Source organism: Curvibacter sp. GW821-FHT09D12, assembly GCF_059416245.1.
On sequence record NZ_JBWKOU010000002.1, the window covers coordinates 304,961 to 328,104 of the forward strand.

General features: G+C 68.4%; 15 protein-coding genes. 10 read left to right on the forward strand and 5 right to left on the reverse strand.

Features of this window, described 5'->3' with window-relative positions:
• Positions 1 to 7 precede the first annotated feature (7 nt).
• Entirely contained in the window at positions 8 to 2,671 is a 2,664-nt protein-coding gene (locus AC07PT_RS03910) for a bifunctional diguanylate cyclase/phosphodiesterase (RefSeq protein ID WP_494655837.1), read from the reverse strand.
• A gap of 271 nt (positions 2,672 to 2,942) precedes the next feature.
• A complete protein-coding gene (locus AC07PT_RS03915; RefSeq protein ID WP_494655838.1) occupies positions 2,943 to 4,328 on the reverse strand; it encodes an MFS transporter in 1,386 nt (461 codons plus the stop codon).
• Positions 4,329 to 4,589: 261 nt separating this feature from the next.
• Here AC07PT_RS03915 and AC07PT_RS03920 point away from each other — a divergent pair, with 261 nt between their 5' ends.
• A complete protein-coding gene (locus AC07PT_RS03920; protein WP_494655839.1) occupies positions 4,590 to 6,212 on the forward strand; it encodes an inorganic phosphate transporter in 1,623 nt (540 codons plus the stop codon).
• Between the two features lie 146 nt (positions 6,213 to 6,358).
• A complete protein-coding gene (gene tmpT / locus AC07PT_RS03925) occupies positions 6,359 to 7,009 on the forward strand; it encodes a thiopurine S-methyltransferase (RefSeq protein WP_494655840.1) in 651 nt (216 codons plus the stop codon).
• Between the two features lie 2 nt (positions 7,010 to 7,011).
• Here tmpT and AC07PT_RS03930 read toward each other — a convergent pair whose 3' ends face one another.
• Together AC07PT_RS03930 and yghU are read right to left on the reverse strand one after the other, a co-directional pair.
• A complete protein-coding gene (locus AC07PT_RS03930) occupies positions 7,012 to 7,647 on the reverse strand; it encodes a glutathione S-transferase family protein (RefSeq protein WP_492348597.1) in 636 nt (211 codons plus the stop codon).
• Between the two features lie 9 nt (positions 7,648 to 7,656).
• Entirely contained in the window at positions 7,657 to 8,538 is an 882-nt protein-coding gene (gene yghU / locus AC07PT_RS03935; protein WP_494655841.1) for a glutathione-dependent disulfide-bond oxidoreductase, read from the reverse strand.
• Between the two features lie 164 nt (positions 8,539 to 8,702).
• Here yghU and AC07PT_RS03940 point away from each other — a divergent pair, with 164 nt between their 5' ends.
• The 8 genes from AC07PT_RS03940 (at position 8,703) to AC07PT_RS03975 (ending at position 21,800) form a co-directional block, all read left to right on the forward strand.
• Positions 8,703 to 8,837, forward strand: a complete 135-nt coding sequence (locus AC07PT_RS03940; RefSeq protein WP_494655842.1) for a hypothetical protein — start codon at positions 8,703 to 8,705, stop codon at positions 8,835 to 8,837.
• The gene (malQ, locus tag AC07PT_RS03945; RefSeq protein ID WP_492348599.1) at positions 8,834 to 10,342 is read left to right on the forward strand and encodes a 4-alpha-glucanotransferase; all 1,509 of its coding nucleotides are present in this window, start codon (positions 8,834 to 8,836) and stop codon (positions 10,340 to 10,342) included. The genes AC07PT_RS03940 and malQ overlap by 4 nt, the downstream gene beginning before the upstream one ends.
• A 49-nt stretch (positions 10,343 to 10,391) precedes the next feature.
• Positions 10,392 to 12,593 (forward strand): 1,4-alpha-glucan branching protein GlgB, encoded by a 2,202-nt coding sequence (glgB, locus tag AC07PT_RS03950; protein ID WP_494655843.1) that lies wholly within the window; start codon positions 10,392 to 10,394, stop codon positions 12,591 to 12,593.
• A complete protein-coding gene (glgX, locus tag AC07PT_RS03955; RefSeq protein ID WP_494655844.1) occupies positions 12,590 to 14,704 on the forward strand; it encodes a glycogen debranching protein GlgX in 2,115 nt (704 codons plus the stop codon). The genes glgB and glgX overlap by 4 nt, the downstream gene beginning before the upstream one ends.
• A 29-nt stretch (positions 14,705 to 14,733) precedes the next feature.
• The gene (locus AC07PT_RS03960) at positions 14,734 to 16,380 is read left to right on the forward strand and encodes an alpha-D-glucose phosphate-specific phosphoglucomutase (protein ID WP_494655845.1); all 1,647 of its coding nucleotides are present in this window, start codon (positions 14,734 to 14,736) and stop codon (positions 16,378 to 16,380) included.
• A 55-nt stretch (positions 16,381 to 16,435) separates the two neighbouring features.
• Entirely contained in the window at positions 16,436 to 17,764 is a 1,329-nt protein-coding gene (gene glgC / locus AC07PT_RS03965; protein WP_492348603.1) for a glucose-1-phosphate adenylyltransferase, read from the forward strand.
• A gap of 39 nt (positions 17,765 to 17,803) precedes the next feature.
• Entirely contained in the window at positions 17,804 to 19,264 is a 1,461-nt protein-coding gene (gene glgA, locus AC07PT_RS03970) for a glycogen synthase GlgA (RefSeq protein WP_494655846.1), read from the forward strand.
• A 73-nt stretch (positions 19,265 to 19,337) separates the two neighbouring features.
• Positions 19,338 to 21,800: a glycogen/starch/alpha-glucan phosphorylase gene (locus AC07PT_RS03975; RefSeq protein ID WP_494655847.1), complete on the forward strand. Its 2,463-nt coding sequence runs from the start codon at positions 19,338 to 19,340 to the stop codon at positions 21,798 to 21,800.
• Here AC07PT_RS03975 and AC07PT_RS03980 read toward each other — a convergent pair whose 3' ends face one another.
• Positions 21,801 to 23,123, reverse strand: coding sequence for a lytic murein transglycosylase (locus tag AC07PT_RS03980; RefSeq protein ID WP_494655848.1), 1,323 nt, complete (start codon positions 23,121 to 23,123; stop codon positions 21,801 to 21,803).
• Between the last annotated feature and the right edge of the window lie 21 nt (positions 23,124 to 23,144).

Consider the following 23,144-nt stretch of genomic DNA (forward strand, 5'->3'; position numbering starts at 1 on the left):
CGGGGGCTCAAAGCGGAGCAGGCTGGCTGGTGTGGCTGGATGGCCACGCCTGCCGCAAGGCCATCCAGCCGGGATCCGCGTCCCAGCGCATCTGCCAAGCCTGCAGCTCGGCCGCCGGCATGGGGCGGGCGATGCCAAAGCCCTGGGCCATTCGGCAGCCCAGTTGGCGCAGGGCCTGCCCATGGGCCACCGACTCGACGCCCTCGGCAATCACCTCGCGGCCGAAGGCTTCGGCCAGGCTCACCACGCCTCGCACGATGCTCAGGTCGTCGGGGTCGTCCAGCATGTCGCTGACAAAACTGCGGTCGATCTTCAGGACCTCCACCGGCAGGTGCTTGAGGTAGGTGAGCGATGAGTAGCCGGTGCCGAAATCATCCAGCGCAAAGCGCACGCCCAGAGCCCGGCAGTCGCGGATGGCCTGCGAGGCCTGTTCGATGTCCTCCAGCGCGCTGGTCTCCAGGATCTCAAGCTCCACATAGGCCGGGTCGACCTTCAGGTGCAATTGCATCAAGCGCGCCAGCCGGCGCTTGAAATTGGCCTGCTGCAGCTGGCGTGCCCCGATGTTCACGCTCACGCTGATCAGCAGGCCGCTGGCATGCCACTCGCTCAGCTGGTGCAGGGCCTGGGCAATCACCCACTCGCCCAGGTCGATGGCGGTGACGTCGTTCTCGATCGCGGGCAGAAAGCTGCCGGGCAATTGCAGCCCGGCCTGCGGGGATTGCCAGCGGATCAGGGCCTCCACCCCCACCATCCGACCCAGCTGCAAATCCACCTTGGGTTGGTAATGCAGCACAAACTCGCCCTTGTGCAAGGCCGCACGGATCTGCGCCAGTTGCTCACGGTGCGTCTTGACGGCCGAATCCTGGATCACATCGAACAGGTGGTAGCGGTTCTTGCCGCCTTGCTTGGCGATGTACATGGCCTGGTCGGCATGGCGCATCAACTGGTCAGCGCTCACGTTGTCTTGCGGGTACAGCGTGAGGCCGATGCTGACCGACACCTGCAGGCTCAGGCCCTTGATCTTCACGGGAGTGGAGGCGGCCTCCAGCAGGCGTACCAGCACCGTCTCATGGGCCGACACCGATTCCAGATCCACCAGGATCGCCACGAACTCATCACCCCCGATGCGCGACAGGGTATCGCCCTCGCGCAAGGTGGCCAGCAGGCGTGCCGCCAGCGCCACCAGCAGCTCGTCGCCCACGGCGTGGCCGTGGGTGTCGTTCACGGTCTTGAAGCCGTCCAGATCCAGATAGGCTACCGCCAGCGACTGGCTGCGGCGCTGGGTCTGGGCCATGGCCTGCTGCAGCCGGTCGGCCAGCAGCGTGCGGTTGGGCAAATCGGTGAGGGCGTCGTAGTGGGCGATGTGTTCAAGCTGCTTTTGCTGCTCCTTCATCGGCGTGATGTCGGTGAACAGGGCCACATAGTTCTGGGTCACCCCCTCGGCGTTCTTGACGGCGCTGATGGTCAGCAGTTCGGCAAACACCTCGCCGTTCTTGCGCCGGTTCCAGATCTCCCCCGACCAGTAGCCGCTGGCCGTCAGGCTTTGCCACATGGCCGCATAGTAGGCCGGGCCCTGGCGCCCCGACTGCAGGATGCGGGGGTTCTGGCCCAGCACCTCGGCACGCTCGTAGCCCGTGATGCGCGAGAAGGCCGCGTTGACGTCAATGATGGTGCCCCGGGCATCGGTGATCGAGATCGCCTCACGCGCAAAGGTGAACACATTGGCAGCCAGGCGCAGGTGCTCTTCGGCCTTTCGCCGCTCTTCGATCTCGCCAGCCAGTTGCCCATTGGCCTGCTCCAGCTCCTGCGTGCGCAGAGCCACCTCGCGGCGCAGGCGCACGGGCTGCATCAGCAGGGTATGGGTGAGAAACGCCAGCAAACCAGCCATGAAAACACAGGCCAGCAGACCCCATGCGCTGTCCGCCGGGTTGATCCAGCCCTGAATCGGTTCCACCGACAGCGTCCAGTGGCCATTGGGGACTTCGAGGGGGGTATCGACCGGCGCCTCCAGCACGTGCCCCGGCAGGCCGGCAATGACCTGACGCTGAAGGGTGTCGGGGTGCGTGCGCCACAGCTGGTATCGGTACCCCTGCTCACCCAGCCGGTTCAGTTGGCTGCTCTGCAACAGGTCCGGAATCAGAAGCAACGCCGTGGTGAAACCCCAGAAGCTGGCCTCCCCACCCTTGCCCGGCAGGTACACCGGCAGACGCCCCACCACGGCCATGCCCCCCTGCACCAGGTCGAACGGGCCGGCCAAGGTCAGGCTGCGCGTAGCCAGGGCCATGCGTGCCTCCTTGTTGCGGGCACTGTCTGCCAGCAAATTGTGGCCCAGTGCTTTTTCATTGCCCGCCAAGGGCGAAATGGCGGCCACCACGCCGTCCGGGGCCAACTGCAGATTGCTGATGCCGCCAAGATTGAGCATCAGTTGCCGGCTCAGGGCATCAAAATCATTGACCCGCCCATTGCCCTGGGCCACCACCGCCGCCAGGGCATAGGTGGCCGAAAGCGAGCGACCCAGGCGCTCTTCGATGGCATGGGCCGAGGCGTGGGCCAGGCTTCGGGCCACCGATCGGGCCTCCAGCAGCTGGTTCTTCTCGACCTGCGCTCGCAGCAAGCCCCCCACCACCAGCGTGGCGCAGAACACCAGGGCCGTGAGCAGCCAGACATGCATGTTCCCGTTGCGTTTCACCTTGGGGTTCGCCTTGCACTTGTTCCGTTGCGGGTGTCGATCACCGGGAGTGGGTGGCCGGTTTGGAGTGTTCTCAGACCGGGCGGTGATGTCGCGGCCTCCAGCCGGGGCCACCCGGGCCACAAGCCGTGCGCCGCAGATTGTAGAAGGCCGAACCTCGCCCCAGGGCCCCCATGACGCTTTCCTTGACGCCCCTCAAAGTCGCGCCAGAGGGCCAGGGTCCAGCAGCGGCAGGATCATCCAGGCTTCATCGTCAAGGCTTCATGGCCGCGCGCGGATCACGCAGCCCGCTGGCGACGGCCGCCAGCAGGCTCAGCAAGGCGGCGCCGGCACAAATCAGGGGGGTCGGGTGCTGCTGCGACAGCAGGCCGAAGGCCAGCGCCACCCCCACGGCGCCGGCCGACTGGCCCAGCAGGCGCCCCATCGATTGCAGGCCGGCGGCCCCGCCGCTGCGCTCACGCGGAGCACTGCTCACGATCACCCGGTTGTTGGGCGACTGGAACAGCCCAAAGCCCAGCCCGCACAAGCCCATGCGCCAGGCGATGTCCCAGGCCGAGGCCGTGTCGCTCAACAGCGACAGCGAACCCAGGCCCGCCGCAAACAGCACCAGCCCCACACTGCTGATCTTCTCGGGGCGTAAACGGTCCGATAACCTGCCGGCCACCGGCGCCACCAGGGCCGTCATCAAGGGCCAGGGGGTCATCAAAAGCCCGGTCTGCACTGGGGAACGGCCCAAGGTCTGCTCAAAGTAGAAGGGCAGGGCCACCATCGCCATGGACTGGGCCGAGAAAGAGCAGATCGAGGTCACCAGCGACCAGGCAAACACCGGCATGCGCAGCAGATCCACCGGCAGCATGGGCACGGCCAGGCGGCGTTCGCGCGCCACAAACACCACGCCCACGCTCAGCCCGGCCACCAGCAGGGCCACGCCATGGGCCGCGCCGCCAAGCCGGCTGAACGCGTCCAGCCCCGAGATCACCAGCCCGAACGTCAGGGCATTCAGCACCGCGCTCAACACATCGAAGCGATGCCCCGATGCCGGCGTGAGCGGCAGGGTGCGCGCGGCCACCGCCAAGGCCAGCAGCCCGAGCGGCAGGTTCACCAGAAACAGCCACTGCCAATGGGCCAGCGCCAGGATCGCTGACGCAATACCCGGCCCCGCCACCGACGAGGCCGCCACCACCAGCGAGGTGTAGCCCACCCCCACGCCCAGTTGGTCGCGTGGAAAGATGAAGCGCACCAGCGCGATGTTCACACTCATGATGCCTGCCGCCCCCAGGCCCTGCAGCACGCGGGCCGCGGTCAGCACCTCCAGGCTCTGTGCCTGAGCACAGGCCAGCGAGGCCAGGGTGAACACCGCCAGCCCGGCCATGTACACACGCTTGTAGCCCAGGATGTCGCCCAGCGTGGCCAGGGGCAACAGCGATACCGTGATGGCCAGCTGGTAAGCGTTCACCACCCAGATCGACTGCGCCGCCGACACCTTCAGGTCAGCACCGATGGCAGGCAGCGCGACGTTGACGATGGCCCCGTCCAGCACCGAGATGCACATGGCCAGCGCAATGGCCGCAAAGGCCAGCATTCTTTGGGGGTGAGGTAAACCGTCGGTCATGGTGTGGGGGCGCAAAAAGGGCTTCATCCAGGCAGCCGCTGCTGGGGCACCGAATGCAAATCTTGGAGGTGGGCTGCGGGCCGTCAAAGCCGCGCCCCCAAGCTTACGCCCGCACCGCAAGGCTCACCCGTCTTGAATTGGCAACGCTGCGTTACCTCGCTGGCAGGCCAGCGACGCACCGATGAGGGCGCCAACCTCACCGGCTGCAGGGTGGCTCTGTAACAGCCAGTCACAGCCTGGTCACCGAGCCCCACCACACTGCCGAATTATTTGACGGAGTCGTCACCCATGAACACAGCCACCGCCACGGCCCATCCCGCCGAGCCGGCCCACACGGGCCCGACCAAGCCCCACCTGCATGCCAAGCCCGGGCCCGTCACCCTGATCGTGTTTGTCGGCCTGCTGGCTGCGGGCCTGTTCTTCACCGCCTACAGCCTGTTTGCCGACGTGAGCGAAGCCGGCGCCATGGCGCCCACCGTGCTGCCCTACCTGCTGCTGGGCGTGGCCTTGCTGATCGCGCTGGGCTTCGAGTTTGTGAACGGCTTTCATGACACGGCCAATGCCGTGGCCACGGTCATCTACACCCATTCGCTGCCACCCAATTTTGCGGTGGTCTGGTCGGGCCTGTTCAACTTCCTGGGCGTGCTGACCTCCAGCGGCGCGGTGGCCTTCGGCATCATCTCGCTGCTGCCGGTCGAGCTGATCCTGCAAGTCGGCTCCAGCGCCGGCTTTGCCATGGTCTTTGCGCTGCTGATCGCGGCCATCCTCTGGAACCTGGGCACCTGGTGGCTGGGCCTGCCGGCCTCGTCCTCGCACACCCTGATCGGCTCGATCATCGGCGTGGGCGTGGCCAATGCCCTGATGCATGGCCGCGACGGCACCAGCGGTGTGGACTGGGCCCAGGCCACCAAGGTGGGCTACTCGCTGCTGCTGTCACCCCTGGTGGGCTTTGGCTGCGCCGCCCTGCTGCTGCTGGCCCTGCGCGCCTTCGTCAAGAACCGCGCCCTGTACGACGAACCCAAGGGCCACAAGCCGCCCCCGTTCTGGATCCGCGCCCTGCTGGTGCTGACCTGCACCGGCGTGTCGTTTGCCCACGGCTCCAACGACGGCCAAAAAGGCATGGGCCTGATCATGCTGATCCTGGTGGGCACCGTGCCCATGGCCTACGCCCTGAACCGCGCCATGCCGGTCGACAACGTGACCCAGTTCGTGGCCGTGGCCCACGTCACGCAAGAGTCGCTGCTCAAGGGCCAACCGGCCATGCCTGTCGCCCAGGCCCGCGAAGCCCTGTCCACCTACGTGCGCACCAAGGCCCTCGGCACCGACACCCTGCCCGCCATCGGCGCGCTGACGGCCTCGGTGGGTGAGCAGGTCAAGTCGCACGGCTCGCTGGCCAAGGTGCCGATGGAGCAGGTCTCCAACGTGCGCAACGACATGTACCTGCTGTCCGAGGCGCTGCGCTTTGTCGAGAAAGACCCCGGCGCCCGCCTGGACGACGACACCCGCGCCAGCGTGGGCGTGTTCAAGAAGGAAATCGACCAGGCCACCAAGTTCATCCCGCTGTGGGTGAAGGTGGCCGTGGCCATCGCGCTGGGCCTGGGCACCATGGTGGGCTGGAAGCGCATCGTGGTCACCGTGGGCGAGAAGATCGGCAAAACCCACCTCACCTACGCCCAGGGCGCCTCGGCCGAAGTGGTGGCCATGCTCACCATCGGCGCGGCCGACCTGTACGGCCTGCCCGTCTCCACCACCCATGTGCTCTCCTCCGGCGTGGCCGGCACCATGGCCGCCAGCCGCTCGGGCCTGCAGATGGCCACCCTGCGCAACCTGGCCATGGCCTGGGTGCTCACCCTGCCTGCGGCCATGCTGCTGTCGGGTTCGCTGTACTGGGTGTTCACGCACGTGTTCTGAGCGGGGCGGCGGTACAGGACAGGGCCTGATCCCTAGGCAAGGATTCACGCCTTCGCTGATCCCACCAGGGCCAGCCTTGCCGCGGCTGTGCCCCTGGTCAGCCCGGCGGCACAATCAAGCCCTCACTCCTTCAGCTTCACACCGCCATGCACGCAACGTTCTGGCACCAGAAATGGGCCCAAAAAGAGATCGGCTTCCACCAAAGTGCGGTGCACCCGCTGCTGGCCACGCACTGGCCCTGGCTGCAACGCGAGTTGAAGCTCGCAGCATACAGCCGGGTGCTGGTGCCCTTGTGCGGCAAGACGCTGGACATCCACTGGCTGCTGGCCCGGGGCCACCGGGTGGTGGGGGTGGAGCTGAGCGAACAGGCGGTGGTCGAGCTGTTCGAGGAACTCGGACAGCGCCCCACCATCAGCCCTGAAGGGGCGCTGCAGCGCTACAGCGCGCCGGGGCTGGACGTTTTTGTGGGCGACTTCTTTGCGCTCACGCGCGAGCAACTCGGCCCGGTGGACGCGGTGTACGACCGCGCCGCCCTGGTGGCCCTGCCCGAGGCCATGCGGCGCGACTACGCGGCGCAGCTGCTGGCCTTGTCTGCGGCGGCACCGCAGTTGCTGATCTGTTTCGAGTATGAGCAAAGTCTGCTGCCCGGACCGCCTTTCGCCGTCAACGAGACCGAGCTGCACCAGCATTACGGCGCCGCCCTGAACCTGGCCTTGCTGCAGCGGGCCGAGGTGCCCGGCGGCCTCAAGGGCCGGGTGCCGGCCGCCGATGTGGCCTGGTGGCTGACCCGGCGCTGAACTCACAAACCCATCGAGGCCCGCTGCCCCATGGCCGCACGCCAGCGCAGCACATGCGGGTGCTGCTCGCCGGGCTTTTGCTTGATGACGCGCGCAAAATCGACCGCCACCACGGCAGTGACGTCGGCCAGGCTGAAGCGATCGGTGGCGATGAACTCGCGGCCTTCCAGGCGCTGGTTCAAGTCGGTCAGGAACTGCTGCAGTCGGGCGATGCCGCGCTCGGCCAGGGCCGGTATCTGGGGGTAGTTGACAGGGCCGGGCAGGGCGCGGTTGGCCATGGCCGGTGAGCTGTTGCGCAGCGCCTCGGCAATCGCCAGCAAGCCCTCGAATTCGGCCCGCCAATGCCAGTGCGCCACCTCAGCCTTTTCAAGCGGCGTGATGCCCAGCAACGGGGGCTCGGGGTAGCGCGCCTCCAGGTAGGCGGCAATGGCGGCGTTGTCGGTCAGCACAGGGCCTTCCTCGGTCACCAAGGCGGGCACGGTGCATTGCGGGTTGACGCGCCGGAACGCGTCACTGAAGTGCTCGCCCTGGCGCAGGTCAATCTGCACCGTCTCATGGGGCACCCCTTTCTCGGCCAGCAGGATGCGGGCCCTGCGCGGGCTGGGGGCGGTGGAACAGTCGTACAGGGTGACAGTCATGGAGCGGCCTCAGGCGGGGGGATTGAGCTTGTCTTCGGTGCGGGTGTCGAAGTCGCTGGCGTCATGGCGCTCGCGCAGCTGGGCCTCGGGCTGGCCCACCGTGCGGTTGACGATGCGGCCCCGCTTCACGGCCGGGCGCTGGGCGATCAGATCGGCCCAGCGGATCACATCGGTGTACTCGTGCACCTGCAAGAACTCGCCGGCGCCATAGGTCTGGCCTTTGACCAGGGCCCCGTACCAGGGCCAGATGGCCATGTCGGCGATGGTGTAGTCGTCGCCGATCAGGTAGGTGTGCGTGGCCAGGTGGCGGTTCAGCACATCGAGCTGCCGCTTCACCTCCATGGCGTAGCGGTCGATCGCGTACTCGATCTTGATCGGCGCATAGGCATAGAAATGGCCAAAACCGCCCCCCAGAAAAGGCGCACTGCCCATCTGCCAGAACAGCCACGACAGGCATTCGGCGCGGCGTGCCGGCTCGCTGACCGGGGGCAGGAAGGCGCCAAATTTCTCGGCCAGGTACATGAGGATGGCGCCCGACTCGAACACCCGGATCGGCTCTGGCCCGCTGCGGTCCATCAGCGCCGGGATCTTGCTGTTGGGGTTCACCTCGACAAAGCCACTGCCGAACTGCGCGCCCTCCTGGATCGGAATCAGCCAGGCGTCGTACTCGGCCCCGGCATGCCCCAGGGCCAGCAACTCCTCCAGCAGCACCGTCACCTTCTGGCCATTGGGCGTGCCCTGCGAGTAAAGCTGCAGCGGGTGGCGCCCCACCGGCAGGGCTTTTTCATGGGTGGGCCCGGCAATGGGGCGGTTGATGTTGGCAAAACGCCCGCCATTGGCGGTGTTCCAGGTCCAGATGGCCGGGGGGGTGTAAGCGGAAGAATCCGTCATGCCTGTCGCTCCATAGAAAGAGACGCGCACCGCCCAAGGGTGCGCCAGAATGGGTTGGCGGCAGTTTACGGCGATGCCGGATTTGTTGCAGATCACGGAATCGCCTGCGCGACCGCACCCACAAGCCAGCTTTGGCATGAAGATTGCCAAGGCCTAAGGAACGCATGGACACCCAACTCACCAATCAGACCTTCAAGTCACCAGCAGGCAACAATTGGCTGTCACAAAATCACCCAGGCATCGAACGCCCCCTGCCGCCGAACCTGGCCTTCACCCTCCACACGCTTTCGCCTCGATGACCCAGCCCACCCCACGCGCCAGCGGCGTCCTGCTGCACCTGAGCTCGCTGCCCGGCCCGCACGGCAGCGGCGACCTGGGCACCGATGCCCGCCATTTCATCGACTGGCTGCAGGCGGCCGGGCAGGGCTGGTGGCAGTTTTTGCCGCTCAATGGCGTAGGCCTGGGGCACTCGCCCTACATGAGCCCCTCGGCCTTTGCGGGCAATGTGCTGCTGATCGACCTGGCCGAGCTGCAGCAGCGCGGCTGGCTGCCACCCGAGGCCTTGGCCCACCCACCGGCAGGCGACGGTCGCTGGGTGGACTACGAGGCGGTGATCCCCTGGCGCTTGGCCGCCCTGGCCCAGGCCCATGCCGGCTTTCAGGCGCAGGCCGATGCGGCCGAGCAGGCCGCACTGGCCGGTTTCTGCGCCCAACACGCCCCCTGGCTGGCCAACTACACCCTGTTCATGGCACTGTCCGAGCGCCAGCCCGGCCGCGACTGGATGGACTGGCCCGCGCCGCTGGCCCGGCGCGAAGGCGCTGCCCTGGCGCAGGCACGGGCTGAGCTGGCGCCGCGCATCGCCTTCTGGGGCTTTTGCCAATGGACCTTCTTTCGCCAGTGGCAGGCCCTGCGCGAGTACGCCCACCAGCGCGGTGTGAAGCTGCTGGGCGATGTGCCCATCTTCATTGCGCAGCACAGCGCCGAGGTGTGGGCCCGGCCCGATCTGTTCGAGCTGCGCTCCGATGGCCGCCCCGAGGTGGTCGCCGGGGTGCCACCCGATGGCTTCAGTGCCGAAGGTCAGCGCTGGGGCAACCCGCTGTACCGCTGGAGTACCCACGCCGCCGAGGGCTACGCCTGGTGGACGGCACGCATGCGCCTGACCCTGAGCCTGGTCGATCAAGTGCGCATCGACCATTTCCGCGGCTTCGAGAGCTACTGGGAGATCCCCGCGAGCGAACCCACCGCCATTCACGGTCGCTGGGTGCCAGGCCCCGGTGCCGGCCTGTTCGAGGCCATGAGCGCGACGCTGGGCCCACTGCCGGTGATCGCCGAAGACCTGGGGGTGATCACCCCCGAAGTGACGGCCCTGCGCCGCCAACTGGGCCTTCCCGGCATGCGCGTGCTGCAGTTTGCCTGGGGCGAAGACCAGGAAGAGGCGCACCACCAGCCCCACCGCTTCGAGCCCGACACCGTGGCCTACCCCGGCACCCACGACAACGACACCTCGCTGGGCTGGTGGGCCAGCGCACCCGAGCCCATCCGCCGCCACGTGCGCGACTACCTGGCCTGCGACGGCAGCGATGTGGGCTGGAGCTTCATCCGCGCGGCCTGGGCCAGCGTGGCCGGCCTGGCCATCTGCCCGCTGCAGGATGTGCTGCGCCTGGACGGCAGCCACCGCATGAACCAGCCGGGCACCCCCCAGGGCAACTGGGCCTGGCGCTTGCGCTGGAGCGATGTGCAGCCCGAACACGCCACGCTGCTGCGCCGGCTGACGCAGCTCTACGAACGCCTGCCGCCCGCCTGAGCCCAGCCCCTTCCAGCCCTTTTTCTGCCCCCTGACGAGACAAGCCGACATGCTGAACCAAGAAGAACTGGCGCAACTGATGGAGGCCCGCCACCCCGACGCCTTCGGCGCGCTGGGCCTGCGCCAGCGCGGCGCCCACTGGTGGCTGCACACCCTGCAGCCGGGGGCCGAGGCCGTCACCCTGATGAACCACCCCGAAGGGCAGGCCATTCAGGCCCTGCAACGCCTGGGCGACAGCGCGGTCTGGGCCGCCGACCTGGGCCCCGCAGGCCCTGACAACCCGCCGCCCGACTACCGGCTGCAGGTACGCTGGCCCGGGCAGGGGGACGCCGCACCGGTCGAACAGCTGCTGGATGACCCCTACCGCTTTGGCCTGCTGCTGGGCGAACTCGATCTGTGGCTGCTGGCCGAGGGCCGCCACCTGCGCCCCTGGGAATGCCTGGGTGCCCACCCGGTCACGCTGGAGGGCGTGGCCGGCACACGCTTCACCGTGTGGGCGCCGAATGCGCGCTGTGTTTCGGTGGTGGGCGATTTCAACCACTGGGATGGCCGCCGCCACCCCATGCGCCTGCGCCGCGAAGCCGGCATCTGGGAGCTGTTCCTGCCCGCTGTCGGCCCCGGTGCGCTTTACAAGTTCGAGGTGTTGGGGGCCGACGGCAGTCGGCTGCAGAAGGCTGACCCGTTTGCCCTGCGGGCCGAGCTGCGCCCCGCCACCGCCAGCGTGGTGCAGGGCCTGCCCGCCCACCGGCCCATGGCCCCCGAGCGGGCCCGGGCCAACCAGTTCGACCAGCCCATCAGCATCTACGAGGTGCACCTGGGCTCGTGGCGCAAGAAAGACGGCTGGCGCTGGCTCAATTACCGCGAGCTGGCCGACACCCTGGTGCCCTACGCCCGCGACCTGGGCTTCACTCACCTGGAGCTGCTGCCGGTGAGCGAGCACCCTTTTGATGGCTCCTGGGGTTACCAGCCCATCGGGCTGTTCGCGCCCACCTCGCGCTTCGGCAGCCCCGAAGACTTTCAATACTTCGTCGATGCCGCCCACGCCGCCGGCCTGGGCGTGATCCTCGACTGGGTGCCGGCGCACTTCCCGTCGGATGCGCATGGCCTGGCCCGCTTCGACGGCACCCACCTGTACGAGTACGCCGATCCGCGCGAAGGCTTTCACCAGGACTGGAACACCCTGATCTACAACTTTGGTCGCCTGGAAGTGCGCAACTTTCTGGTGGGCAATGCGCTGTACTGGCTGGAGCGCTTCGGCATCGACGGGCTGCGCGTGGACGCGGTGGCCTCGATGCTGTACCGCGACTACAGCCGTCAGCCCGGCCAGTGGCTGCCCAACCGCCATGGCGGGCGGGAGAACCTCGAAGCCATCGAGTTCTTGCGCTGGATGAACCACACCGTGGGCGTGCAGCGCCCCGGCGCCATCACCCTGGCCGAAGAATCGACCGCCTTCCCCGGTGTCAGCCGCCCGCCCAGCGCCGATCTGCAAGGCGGCGGCCTGGGCTTTCACTACAAGTGGAACATGGGCTGGATGCACGACACCCTGCATTACCTGCAACACAACCCGGTACACCGCCGGCACCACCAGGGCCAGATCACCTTCAGCATGGTCTACGCCTTCGACGAAAACTTTGTGCTGCCCCTGTCACACGACGAGGTGGTGCACGGCAAGGGCTCGCTGCTGGCCAAGATGCCGGGCGACCGCTGGCAGCAACTGGCCAATCTGCGAGCCCTCTATGGCTACATGTGGACCCACCCGGGCAAGAAGCTGCTGTTCATGGGTTGCGAATTCGCCCAGGGCCACGAATGGCAGCACGAGCAAAGCCTGGACTGGAGCCTGCTGGAACAGCCCGGGCACGCCGGCATGCAGCGCCTGGTGCGCGACCTCAACCTGAGCTACCGCGCCCACCCCGAACTGCACGAACTCGACCATGATCCGGCGGGCTTCGAGTGGCTCTCGCACGACGACGCCAGCCAGTCGGTGATCGCCTACGTGCGCCGCTCGCGCAGTGGTGCCCCCGTGGTGGTGGTGTGCAACTTCACGCCGGTGCCACGCCCGGCTTACCGCATCGGTCTACCGCAGGCCGGGGCCTGGCGCGCGCTGATCAACACCGATCAAGGGGTGTACGGCGGCAGCGACCATCCGCTGCAGCCCGGCCCGGTCGAGGCCGTGCCCATGCACCAACGGGCCCAGTCGATCACCCTGAACCTGCCCCCGCTGGCCTGCATCGTGCTAGCGCCGAGCGCATGAACTTCGCGCCGCTGCCCCCCCACCTTGCCCCGGCAGAACTGGGCGCCAGCCTGGTGCCCGGTGGGGTGCACTTTGCCCTGACGGCCCCCGAGGCCAGCGCCGTCGAGTTGTGCCTGTACGACCCCGAGGGCCGGCACGAAACGGCCCGTCTGGCCCTGAGCCCCGACACCCGCGACGCCACCGGCGGCGTGTGGCACGCCCTGCTGCCCTGCAGCGCTCCAGAAGCCACCGGCCTGATCTATGGCTGGCGCGTGCACGGCCCCTGGGCACCCGAGCAAGGCCTGCGCTTCAACCCGGCCAAACTGCTGCTCGACCCCTGGGCGCGCGAGGTGCTGGGCCGCTACGACGGCAGTGCACTGCACCAGGGCGACGAGCGCGTGGAGGGCATGCCCACCGGCCGCCCTTGCCCGCTGGACAATGGCGCCACCGCGCTCAAGGCCCGCGTGGTGGCCGACCTGCCGCCGCTGCAGCAGCCGCGCCCCCAGATCGACCCGGCCCAACGTGTCCTCTACGAGTTGCATGTGAAGGGCTTCAGCGCCCTCAACCCGGCCTTGCCACCCGCCCTGCGTGGCACCTATGCGGGCCTGGCCCACCCGGCCAGCATCGCCCACCTGCAGGCCCTGGGCATCACCACCGTGAGCCTGATGCCGGTGGCCTTCAGGGCCGATGAGGCGCGCCTGCAGGCCCTGGGGCTGAGCAACCACTGGGGCTACAGCACGGTGGGCTGGAGCGCCCCCGAAACCCGCTACTGGAGCGGCCGCCCCGGCAGCAGCCCGCGCACCGAGTTCCGCGCCATGGTCGAAGCCCTGCACGCAGCGGGCCTGGAGGTGGTGCTGGACGTGGTCTACAACCACAGCGCCGAAACCGACGAACTCGGCCCCACGCTCTCGCTGCGCGGCATCGCCAACCGGCATTACTACCAACTCGACCCCGCCAATCCGGCCCGCTACGTCAACTGGACCGGCTGCGGCAACTGCCTGGACCTGAACCAGCCGCTGGCCCTGCGCCTGGTGATGGACAGCCTGCGCCGCTGGGTAGGCGAGTTCGGGGTTGACGGATTCCGATTCGACCTGGCCCCGGTGCTGGCGCGCGAACCCATCGGGCAGCAAGGCCGCTTCAACCCGCAGGCCCCGCTGTTGTCCGCCATCGCCCAAGACCCGCTGTTGCGCCAACGCCTGATGATTGCCGAGCCCTGGGACATCGGCCCCGGCGGGTACCAGCTGGGGGGCTTCCCCAGCGGCTGGCTGGAGTGGAACGACCGCTTCCGCGATGAGATGCGCGCCCAGTGGCTGCTGCACACCGGCACGCGCGGCGCGCTGGCGCACCGGCTGGCCGGCTCCAGCGCCGAGTTCGGCCAGCGGCCGGCGCACAGCAGCGTCCACTTCATCACCGCGCACGACGGCTTCACCCTGCGCGACCTGGTCAGCTACCAGCACAAGCACAACCAGGCCAATGGCGAAGACAACCGCGACGGCCACAGCCACAACCTCAGCACCAACAACGGGGTGGAAGGCGACACCGATCAGCCCGAGGTACTGCAACGGCGCGCCTTGCAGCGTCGCAGCCTGCTGGCCCTGCTGGGCCTGTCGCTGGGCACCCCCATGCTGCTGGCCGGCGACGAACTGGGTCACAGCCAGCAGGGCAACAACAACGCCTACTGCCAAGACAACCCCATGTCGTGGATTGACTGGCAGCAGGCCGACACCAGCCTGTGCCGCTTTGTGCAGCAACTGCTGGCCTTGCGCCGTCAGCTGGGGCCGCTGCAAGCGGTCGGCTGGTGGCGCCACGATGGGCAGGGCCCCGGCCCCCAGGCCCGGTGGTTCAGCCCCGCGGGCCAGCCCCTGGGCGATGCCGACTGGGCCCAGCCCGGCGGCGCGAGCCTGATGCTTCTGCTGCAGCCGCCACGCGACCGTGCACCGCGCGCCACAGCGGTCTTGATGCTGCTCAACCCCGGGCCGCAGGCGCTGGATTTCTGCCTGCCCGGCGCCGCGCCCTGGCGGCTCGCGCTCGATACTGAGACCGACCGCCTCAACGCCGCCGGCACCCCGGTGCCAAGCCCGTACTCGCTGGCCGCAGGCAGCCTCGCGCTGCTGCTGGCCGACCCATCTTGATGCCCACGTTTTCAGGAGACCCCGTCGCCATGCCCCCGTTGACCACCCAGCCCACCCAACCCTACCCAGGCCAGCGCCCCGGCACTTCGGGCCTGCGCAAGAAGGTCAGCGTGTTCCAGCAAGCCCGCTACCTGGACAACTTCGTGCAGGCCCTGTTTGACGTGCTGCCCGATGCCAGCGGCCAGACCCTGGTCGTGGGCGGTGACGGACGCTTCCACAACCGGGTGGCGATCCAGACCATTCTGCGCATGGCGGCAGCCAAGGGCTACGCTCGTGTGCTGGTGGGGCAGGGCGGCATCCTGTCCACCCCGGCGGTCAGCGCCGTGATCCGCCACCACGGGGCCAGCGGCGGCATCGTGCTGTCGGCCAGCCACAACCCGGGCGGGCCCGACGGCGACTTCGGCATCAAGTACAACATCGGCAACGGCGGCCCGGCCCCCGAGAGCGTGACCGAAGCCATCTACCGCCGCAGCCTGGAAGTGAGCACCCTGCACAGCCTGGACAGCCCCGACCTGCCGCTGGACACCTTGGGCAGCCACACCCTGCACCACACCGTGGTCGAGGTGATCGACCCGGTGGCCACCTACGCCGACCTGATGCGAGAGCTGTTCGACTTCGACGCCATCCGGGCCCTGTTCGCCTCGGGCTTCAGGCTGCGCTACGACGCCATGAACGCCGTCGGCGGCCCCTACGCCCGGGCGCTGCTCGAAGGCGAGCTGGGCGCGCCTGCAGGCACGGTGGTCAACGCCGTTCCCCTGGAGGACTTTGGCGGCCTTCACCCCGACCCCAACCCGGTCAACGCCACCGACCTGGTGCAGCACATGGCCCAGCCCGATGCGCCCGACATGGGCGCAGCCTCGGACGGCGACGCTGACCGCAACATGATCCTGGGGCGGGACTTCGCGGTCTCGCCCTCGGACAGCCTGGCCGTGCTGGCCGCCCATGCCACCCGCGTGCCGGGCTATGCCCGCGGGCTGCAGGGCGTGGCACGCTCCATGCCCACCTCGACCGCCGTCGACCGGGTGGCGCGCCGCCTCGGCATCCCGTGCTTCGAGACCCCCACCGGCTGGAAATTTTTCGGCAACCTGCTGGACGCCGGCCGGGCCACCCTGTGTGGCGAAGAAAGCTATGGCACCGGCTCGGACCACGTGCGCGAAAAAGACGGCCTGTGGGCCGTGCTGTTCTGGCTCAACCTGATCGCTGCCACCGGCCAGACCGTGCCCGAGCTGGTTCAGGCCCTGTGGCGCACCGACGGCCGCTGCTTCTACTCGCGCCACGACTACGAGGGCATTGCCAGCGAGCGCGCCGACGCCCTGATGCAGGGCCTGCGCGAGCAGCTGCCCACCCTGCCGGGCCGCAGCGTGGCCGGCTTTGCCACGCCACTGACCATCGCACTGGCCGACGACTTCGCCTACACCGACCCGGTCGACGGCAGCATCAGCCAGCGCCAGGGCGTGCGCATCGTGCTCAGCGATGGCTCGCGCCTGGTGTTCCGACTCTCGGGCACTGGCACCGAAGGGGCCACCCTGCGCCTGTACCTGGAGCGGCACGAGGCCGATCCGGCCCGCCACGGACTGGACGCCCAGCAGGCCCTGGCCCCTCTGATCGCCCTGGCCGAAGAACTGGCCCGGGTGCGCCACTTCACCGGCATGGAGCAGCCCACCGTGACCACCTGAAGGCCCTTGAAGCCGCCTGACCAAGACACACCGACAAAACAGCAAGGAGACCGAGATGAACGACACCCACAGCCAGCAGGCGGCCCTGATTGCCGACCGACTGCAACAACCCCACATGCTGGTGCGCCGCACGATTGCGCTGGTGCTGGCCGGCGGCCGTGGCTCACGCCTGAAGCAGCTGACCGACCGCCGTGCCAAGCCGGCGGTGTATTTCGGCGGCAAGTTCCGCATCATCGATTTCGCGCTGTCCAACTGCGTCAACTCGGGCATCCGCCGCATCGGGGTGATCACGCAGTACAAGTCGCACTCGCTGCTGCGCCACCTGCAGCGAGGCTGGAGCTTTCTGCGCGCCGAGCTCAACGAGATGGTCGATCTGCTGCCCGCCCAGCAGCGGGTGGATGAAGAGCACTGGTACCGCGGCACGGCCGACGCGATCTACCAGAACCTGGACATCATCCAGTCCAGCCGCCCCGAGTACGTGGTGGTGCTGGCTGGCGACCACGTCTACAAGATGGACTACTCGCTGATGCTCAAAGACCACGTGGACAGCGGCGCCGGCTGCACCGTGGGCTGCATCGAGGTGCCCCGCGCCGAGGCCAGTGCCTTTGGCGTGATGGCGGTGGATGCGCAACGGCGCATCACCGACTTCGTCGAGAAACCCGCCGACCCGCCCGCCATGCCCGGCAACGACCAGGTGTCGCTGGCCAGCATGGGCATCTACGTGTTCAACGCCCAATACCTGTACGACCTGCTCGAGGAAGACCTGGCCAACCCTGAGTCCAGCCACGACTTCGGCAAGGACGTGATCCCGCGTGTGGTGCGTGAGGGCCGCGCCCAGGCGCACCCGTTCTCACTGTCGTGCGTGTCGACCTCGCCCGAGGCCCAGCCCTACTGGCGCGACGTGGGCACCATCGATGCGTTCTGGGAGGCCAACCTTGACCTGGCCTCGGTCACCCCCGAGCTCGACATCTACGACACCGACTGGCCCATCTGGACCAGCCAGCGCCAGCTGCCACCGGCCAAGTTCGTGCAGGACGCCGAGGGGCGCCATGGCCAGACCATCAACACCATGGTGTCGGGTGGCTGCATCGTGTCGGGCTCGCACGTCAGCAACTCGGTGCTGTTCTCCAGCGTGCGGGTGCATTCGTTCTGCGAGATCGACCAGGCGGTGCTGCTGCCCAACATCACCGTGGGCCGAGGCTGCCGCATCCGCAAGGCCGTGATCGACCGGGGCTGTGTGCTGCCCGAGGGGCTGGTGATCGGCGAAGATCCGGTGCTGGACGCGCAGCGCTTCGAGCGCACGGACAATGGCGTGGTGCTGGTCACCCGCACCATGCTGGCGCGTCTGGCGGCCGAACCGGCGGCCACCGAGCCCAAGCCCTGAAACCCGACAATGCCCCCGAACGCCCGGAAGGACCCCACCATGCGCATCCTGCAAGTCAGTGCCGAACTGTTCCCCCTGCTCAAGACCGGGGGCCTGGCCGACATTGCCGGGGCCCTGCCCTCGGCCCTGGTGGCGGCCGGCGTCGAACCCCGGGCCTTGCTGCCGGGCTTTCCGGCCATCCGAGCCGGCCTCAGCGATGACACGTTGGTGGGCCACTTCGATGCCCCCTGGGGCGAGCGGCTCCACCTGCGCCGCGGCACCCTGGCCGCCGTGCCCACCCCGGCCGGGCCGCTGCAGGCCTATGTGCTGGACGCCCCCGGCCTGTTCGACCGCCCCGGCAACCCCTACGAAGACGCTGAGCGCCGGCCCTATGCCGACAACGCGCGCCGCTTCGGCGCCCTGGGCTGGGCTGCGGCCCACCTTGCACACGGCCTGGACCCGGCCTGGCGGCCCGAGCTGGTGCATGGCCACGATTGGCATGCCGGGCTCGCCGCCGCCTGCCTGCACACCTGGCCCGGCCGGCCGGTGCCCAGTGTGTACACCGTGCACAACCTGGCCTACCAGGGCGTGTTCGCGGCCCACCACCTGCAAGAGCTGGGCCTGCCGGCTCACTTCTTCAGGGTGGAAGGCCTGGAATTCCACGGCCAGATCTCGTTCATGAAAGCCGGTCTGCACTTTGCCGACCGCATCACCACCGTGAGCCCGAGCTACGCCCACGAGATCCAGCAGCCCGAGCAGGGCTGTGGGCTCGACGGCCTGCTGCGCCACCGGCGTGACGTGCTCAGCGGCATCCTCAATGCGGTCGACACCGCCGTCTGGAACCCCGCCACCGATTCGCTGATCGCCCAGCGATACACAGCCGACCAGGCCGACGGCAAGGCCGCGTGCAAAGCGGCGCTGCAGCACGAGATGAAGCTCGACCCCCACCCCGGGGCACCGCTGTTCGGCGTGGTCAGCCGGCTGACCGAGCAAAAAGGCCTGCACCTGGTGCTGGCCGGCGGCGACGACATCGTGGCCGCCGGTGGCCAGTTGCTGGTGCAGGGCACCGGCGACCCCGAGCTGCAACACGCCTTTGCCCTGCTGGCCCAGCGCCACCCCGGGCGCGTGGCGGTGCACCTGGGCTATGACGAGGCCCTGGCCCACCGGGTGTTTGCCGGCGCCGACGTGACCCTGGTACCTTCGCGCTTCGAACCCTGCGGCCTGACCCAGCTGTACGGCCTGCAGTACGGCAGCCTGCCCCTGGTGCGGGCCGTGGGCGGCCTGGCCGACACGGTGGTGGATGCCGACCTGGCCACCCTGGACGACGGCAGCGCCAACGGCTTTGTGTTCCACGATTTCTCCGAGGCCGCCTACCGCCACGCCCTGCGCCGCGCCTTTGCGCTGTACCGGCAACCCAAGGCCTGGGCCCAGGTGCGCCAGGCAGGCATGCGTCGTGCTTGCGGCTGGGACGAGTCGGCCCGGCACTATGTGGCGCTGTACCAGTCCCTGCTGAAGCCCTGAACCGGGGCGCACCCCCTTGCTGCACACGGCGGCCCGACCCACCCACGCCCCTTTCTGATAGCGAAAGACAGCCATGACCCACACCCCGTCCGTCTTCGACTACGACGCGCCGCAGCACGATGCGGCCTCGCTCAAACGTGCCATCGCCAACAAGCTGATGTTCACCGTCGGCAAGGACCCGGCCACGGCCCGCCCGGTGGACTGGCTCAACGCTGCGGCCTACACGGTGCGCGACCTGCTGGTCGAGCGCTGGATGACCACCACCCGCGCCAAGGCGGCCCAGGACGTGAAGAACGTCTATTACCTGTCGATGGAGTTCCTGATCGGCCGCACCTTCAGCAATGCACTGATCGCGCTGGAGATCGAGCAGCCGCTGCGCACCGCCCTGGCCGAGCTGGGCCTGGACATCGAAGCCATGGCCGAACTCGAACCCGATGCCGCCCTGGGCAACGGCGGCCTGGGCCGGCTGGCCGCCTGCTTCCTCGATTCGATGGCCACGCTGGGCGTGCCCGGCTATGGCTACGGCATCCGCTACGACTACGGCATGTTCCGCCAGACCATCGTCGACGGGCGCCAGGTCGAGGTACCCGACTACTGGCTGAACAACCTCAATCCCTGGGAGTTTCCGCGCCCCGAGGTGGTCTACCGGGTGCAGTTCGGCGGCCACGTACTGCGCCATGGTGACCGCTGCGAATGGGTCGACACCCAGGACGTGCGCGCCATGGCCTACGACACCATCATTCCGGGCTTTGGCACCCAGGCCACCAACACGCTGCGGCTGTGGTCGGCCAAGGCCACCGAAGAAATCGACCTGGGCGCCTTCAACCGGGGCAATTACTTCGAGGCAGTGGAGCGCAAGAACCACTCCGAGAACGTGTCGCGCGTGCTCTACCCCGACGACTCCACCCCTTCGGGCCGCGAGCTGCGCCTGCACCAGGAGTACTTCTTCTGCAGCGCCAGCGTGCAAGACCTGCTGCGCCGCTACCTGGCGCGTCACGACACCTTCGACCAGCTCAAGGACAAGGTCAGCATCCACCTCAACGACACCCACCCGGTGCTGGCGGTGCCCGAGCTGATGCGCCTGCTGCTGGACGTGCACCACGTGCCGTTTGCCGACGCCTGGCGCATCTGCCAGGGGGTGTTCTCGTACACCAACCACACCCTGATGCACGAGGCCCTGGAGACCTGGCCGGTGGAGATGCTGGGCCGCGTCCTGCCACGCCACCTGCAGATCATCTTTGACATCAATGCCTACTTCCTGGGCCAGTTGGCGCAGCGCCACGGCGGCGACACCGACCTGATGCGGCGCGTGTCACTGATCGACGAAGGCGGCGAACGCCGCGTGCGCATGGCCTACCTGGCGGTGATGGCCAGCCACTCGGTCAATGGCGTGTCGGCCCTGCACTCCGAGCTGATGACGCAGTCGATCTTTGCCGACTTCGCCCGCCTGTGGCCGGAGCGCTTCAACAACAAGACCAATGGCATCACCCAGCGCCGGTGGCTGGCCCAGGCCAACCCGGCCCTGGCCAGCGTGCTGGACGGCGCCGTGGGCCCGGGCTGGCGGCGCGACCTGAACCTGCTGGGCCAGCTCAAAGACCGGCTGGACGACCCCATCCTGCTGCAGTCCTTCCGCAACGCCAAGCAGCACAACAAGCAGCGCTTTGCCACCTGGGTGCAGCAGCACATGGGCCTGGCCCTGCCGGCCGATGCACTGTACGACGTGCAGATCAAGCGCATTCACGAATACAAGCGCCAACTGCTCAACGTGTTGCACGTGGTCACGCGCTACCTGCGCATCATCGAGCAGCCCGGCTCCGTCAAAGTGCCCCGGGTGGTGGTGTTCGCGGGCAAGGCCGCCTCGGCCTACCACATGGCCAAGCTGATCATCCAGCTGATCAACGACGTGGCGCGCACCGTCAACAACGACCCGGCCGTGGGCGATCTGCTCAAGGTGGTGTTCGTGCCCAACTACAGCGTGAGCCTGGCCGAGCTGATCATCCCGGCGGCCGACCTGTCGGAGCAGATCTCCACCGCCGGCACCGAGGCCTCGGGCACGGGCAACATGAAGCTGTCGCTCAACGGCGCACTCACCATCGGCACGCTCGACGGCGCCAACGTGGAGATCCGCGAGGCGGTGGGGCCGGAGAACATCTTCATCTTCGGCAACACCACACCCGAGGTGGCCGCCCTGCGCAGCCAGGGCTACCAGCCGCGCCAGGTGCTGGCCGGCAAGTCCGAGCTGCAGCGGGTGCTGGAGGCCATCCGCGACGGCCGCTTCAGCCCCGAAGAGCCGCACCGCTACCAGGCCATCTACGACGTGCTGGTGAACTGGGGCGACCACTACATGCTGCTGGCCGACTACGCCTCGTACGTGGCCACGCAGGAGAAGGTCGACGCCCTGTACCAGAAACCCGAAGCCTGGAACCGCATGGCGCTGCGCAACGTGGCCGGCATGGGACCGTTCTCGTCGGACCGCACGATTGCCGAGTACGCCGAGAAAATCTGGCGGACAACTTCCGTCAAGCTGGCGGACTGATCAGGGCTGCAAGCCCTGCAACAGCTCCAGCGTGGGGTAGCCGTCGGGCACCCGACCCGCGCTGCGCTGGTAGCGGCGCACGGCGTCGCGCGTGGCCGGCCCCATCAGGCCGTCGGGGGTGCCGCTGTCAAAGCCGCGCTCGTTGAGGGCGGTTTGCAGGGCGCGGGTCTGGCTGCGGCTGAGCGGCTGCAGATCGCGGGGCCAGGCGGCCTGCACCGCCGGGCCCCCATCGAGTTGCTGGGCCAGCAGGGCCACGCCCAAGGCGTAGCTGGTGGCGTTGTTGTAACGCAGGATCACCTTGAAGTTGGGCCCGATCAGAAAGGCCGGGCCACGCGCGCCTGCGGGCAGAAAGACCGCCGCCTGGGCCAACACGGGCAAGGGTGCGCCACCCGGGCCGCGCAGGCCCTCGGTGGCCCATTGATCGCTGCTCTGCTTGAACTCACCATCGGCTCGGGCCAGGTCGAAACCGGGCGGCAACACCACCTCGCCGCCCCAGGGCTGCCCGGGCTGCCAGCCCGAATGAGCCACAAAATTAGCGGTGGAGGCCATCACGTCGGCCATGCTGCCCCAGATGTCGCGGCGACCGTCACCGTCGGCATCAACGGCATAAGCCAGAAAAATCGAAGGCATGAACTGCGTCTGGCCCATGGCCCCGGCCCAGGAGCCGATCATGTGAGCACGGTCGATGTCGCCGTTTTGCAGGATCTTCAGCGCGGCCAGCAACTCACCCCGGGCCCAGGCCTCGCGCCGGCCCTCGTAGCCCAGCGTGGCCAGGGCATCGATCACCGAGGTGTTGCCGTAGTTGCGCCCGAAGTCGCTCTCCATGCCCCAGAAGCCCGCCAGGATGCTGGCCGGCACGCCGTAACGCGCTGCCGCCGCATCGGCCTCGGCCCGCACCTGCTGCAGCTTTTTCTGCCCATTGGTCACACGCTGCGGGGTGACGGCGCGGTCCAGGTAGTCCCACACCGGGCGGTTGAACTCGGGCTGGGCCCGGTCCAGTTCGATCAACTGGGGCAGAAACTGCACCTCGTCGAAGGCCGCATGCAGCGTGGCCTCGCTGATGCCGGCGCGCCGCGCCGAGGCCTTGAAGCCCTCCACCCAACGGGCAAAGCCCGCCTCGGGGTTGGCAGCGCCGGGACCCGGAGCAGGCGGAGCCGCCACCTGAGGCGCAGCCGAGTTGGCCGTGACCGGAGCGGCCGAGGTCGGCGCGGATTCGGGCGGGCGGCTGGCACAGGCGGCCAACAACAGGGTTGCGCCCAGGCTCAGCATCCACAAGGGGCGGGGCGGGGCGGGGCGCGACGAAAAGGGGGTGGCATGCAACATGGGGAGATTTTCACCCTCAAT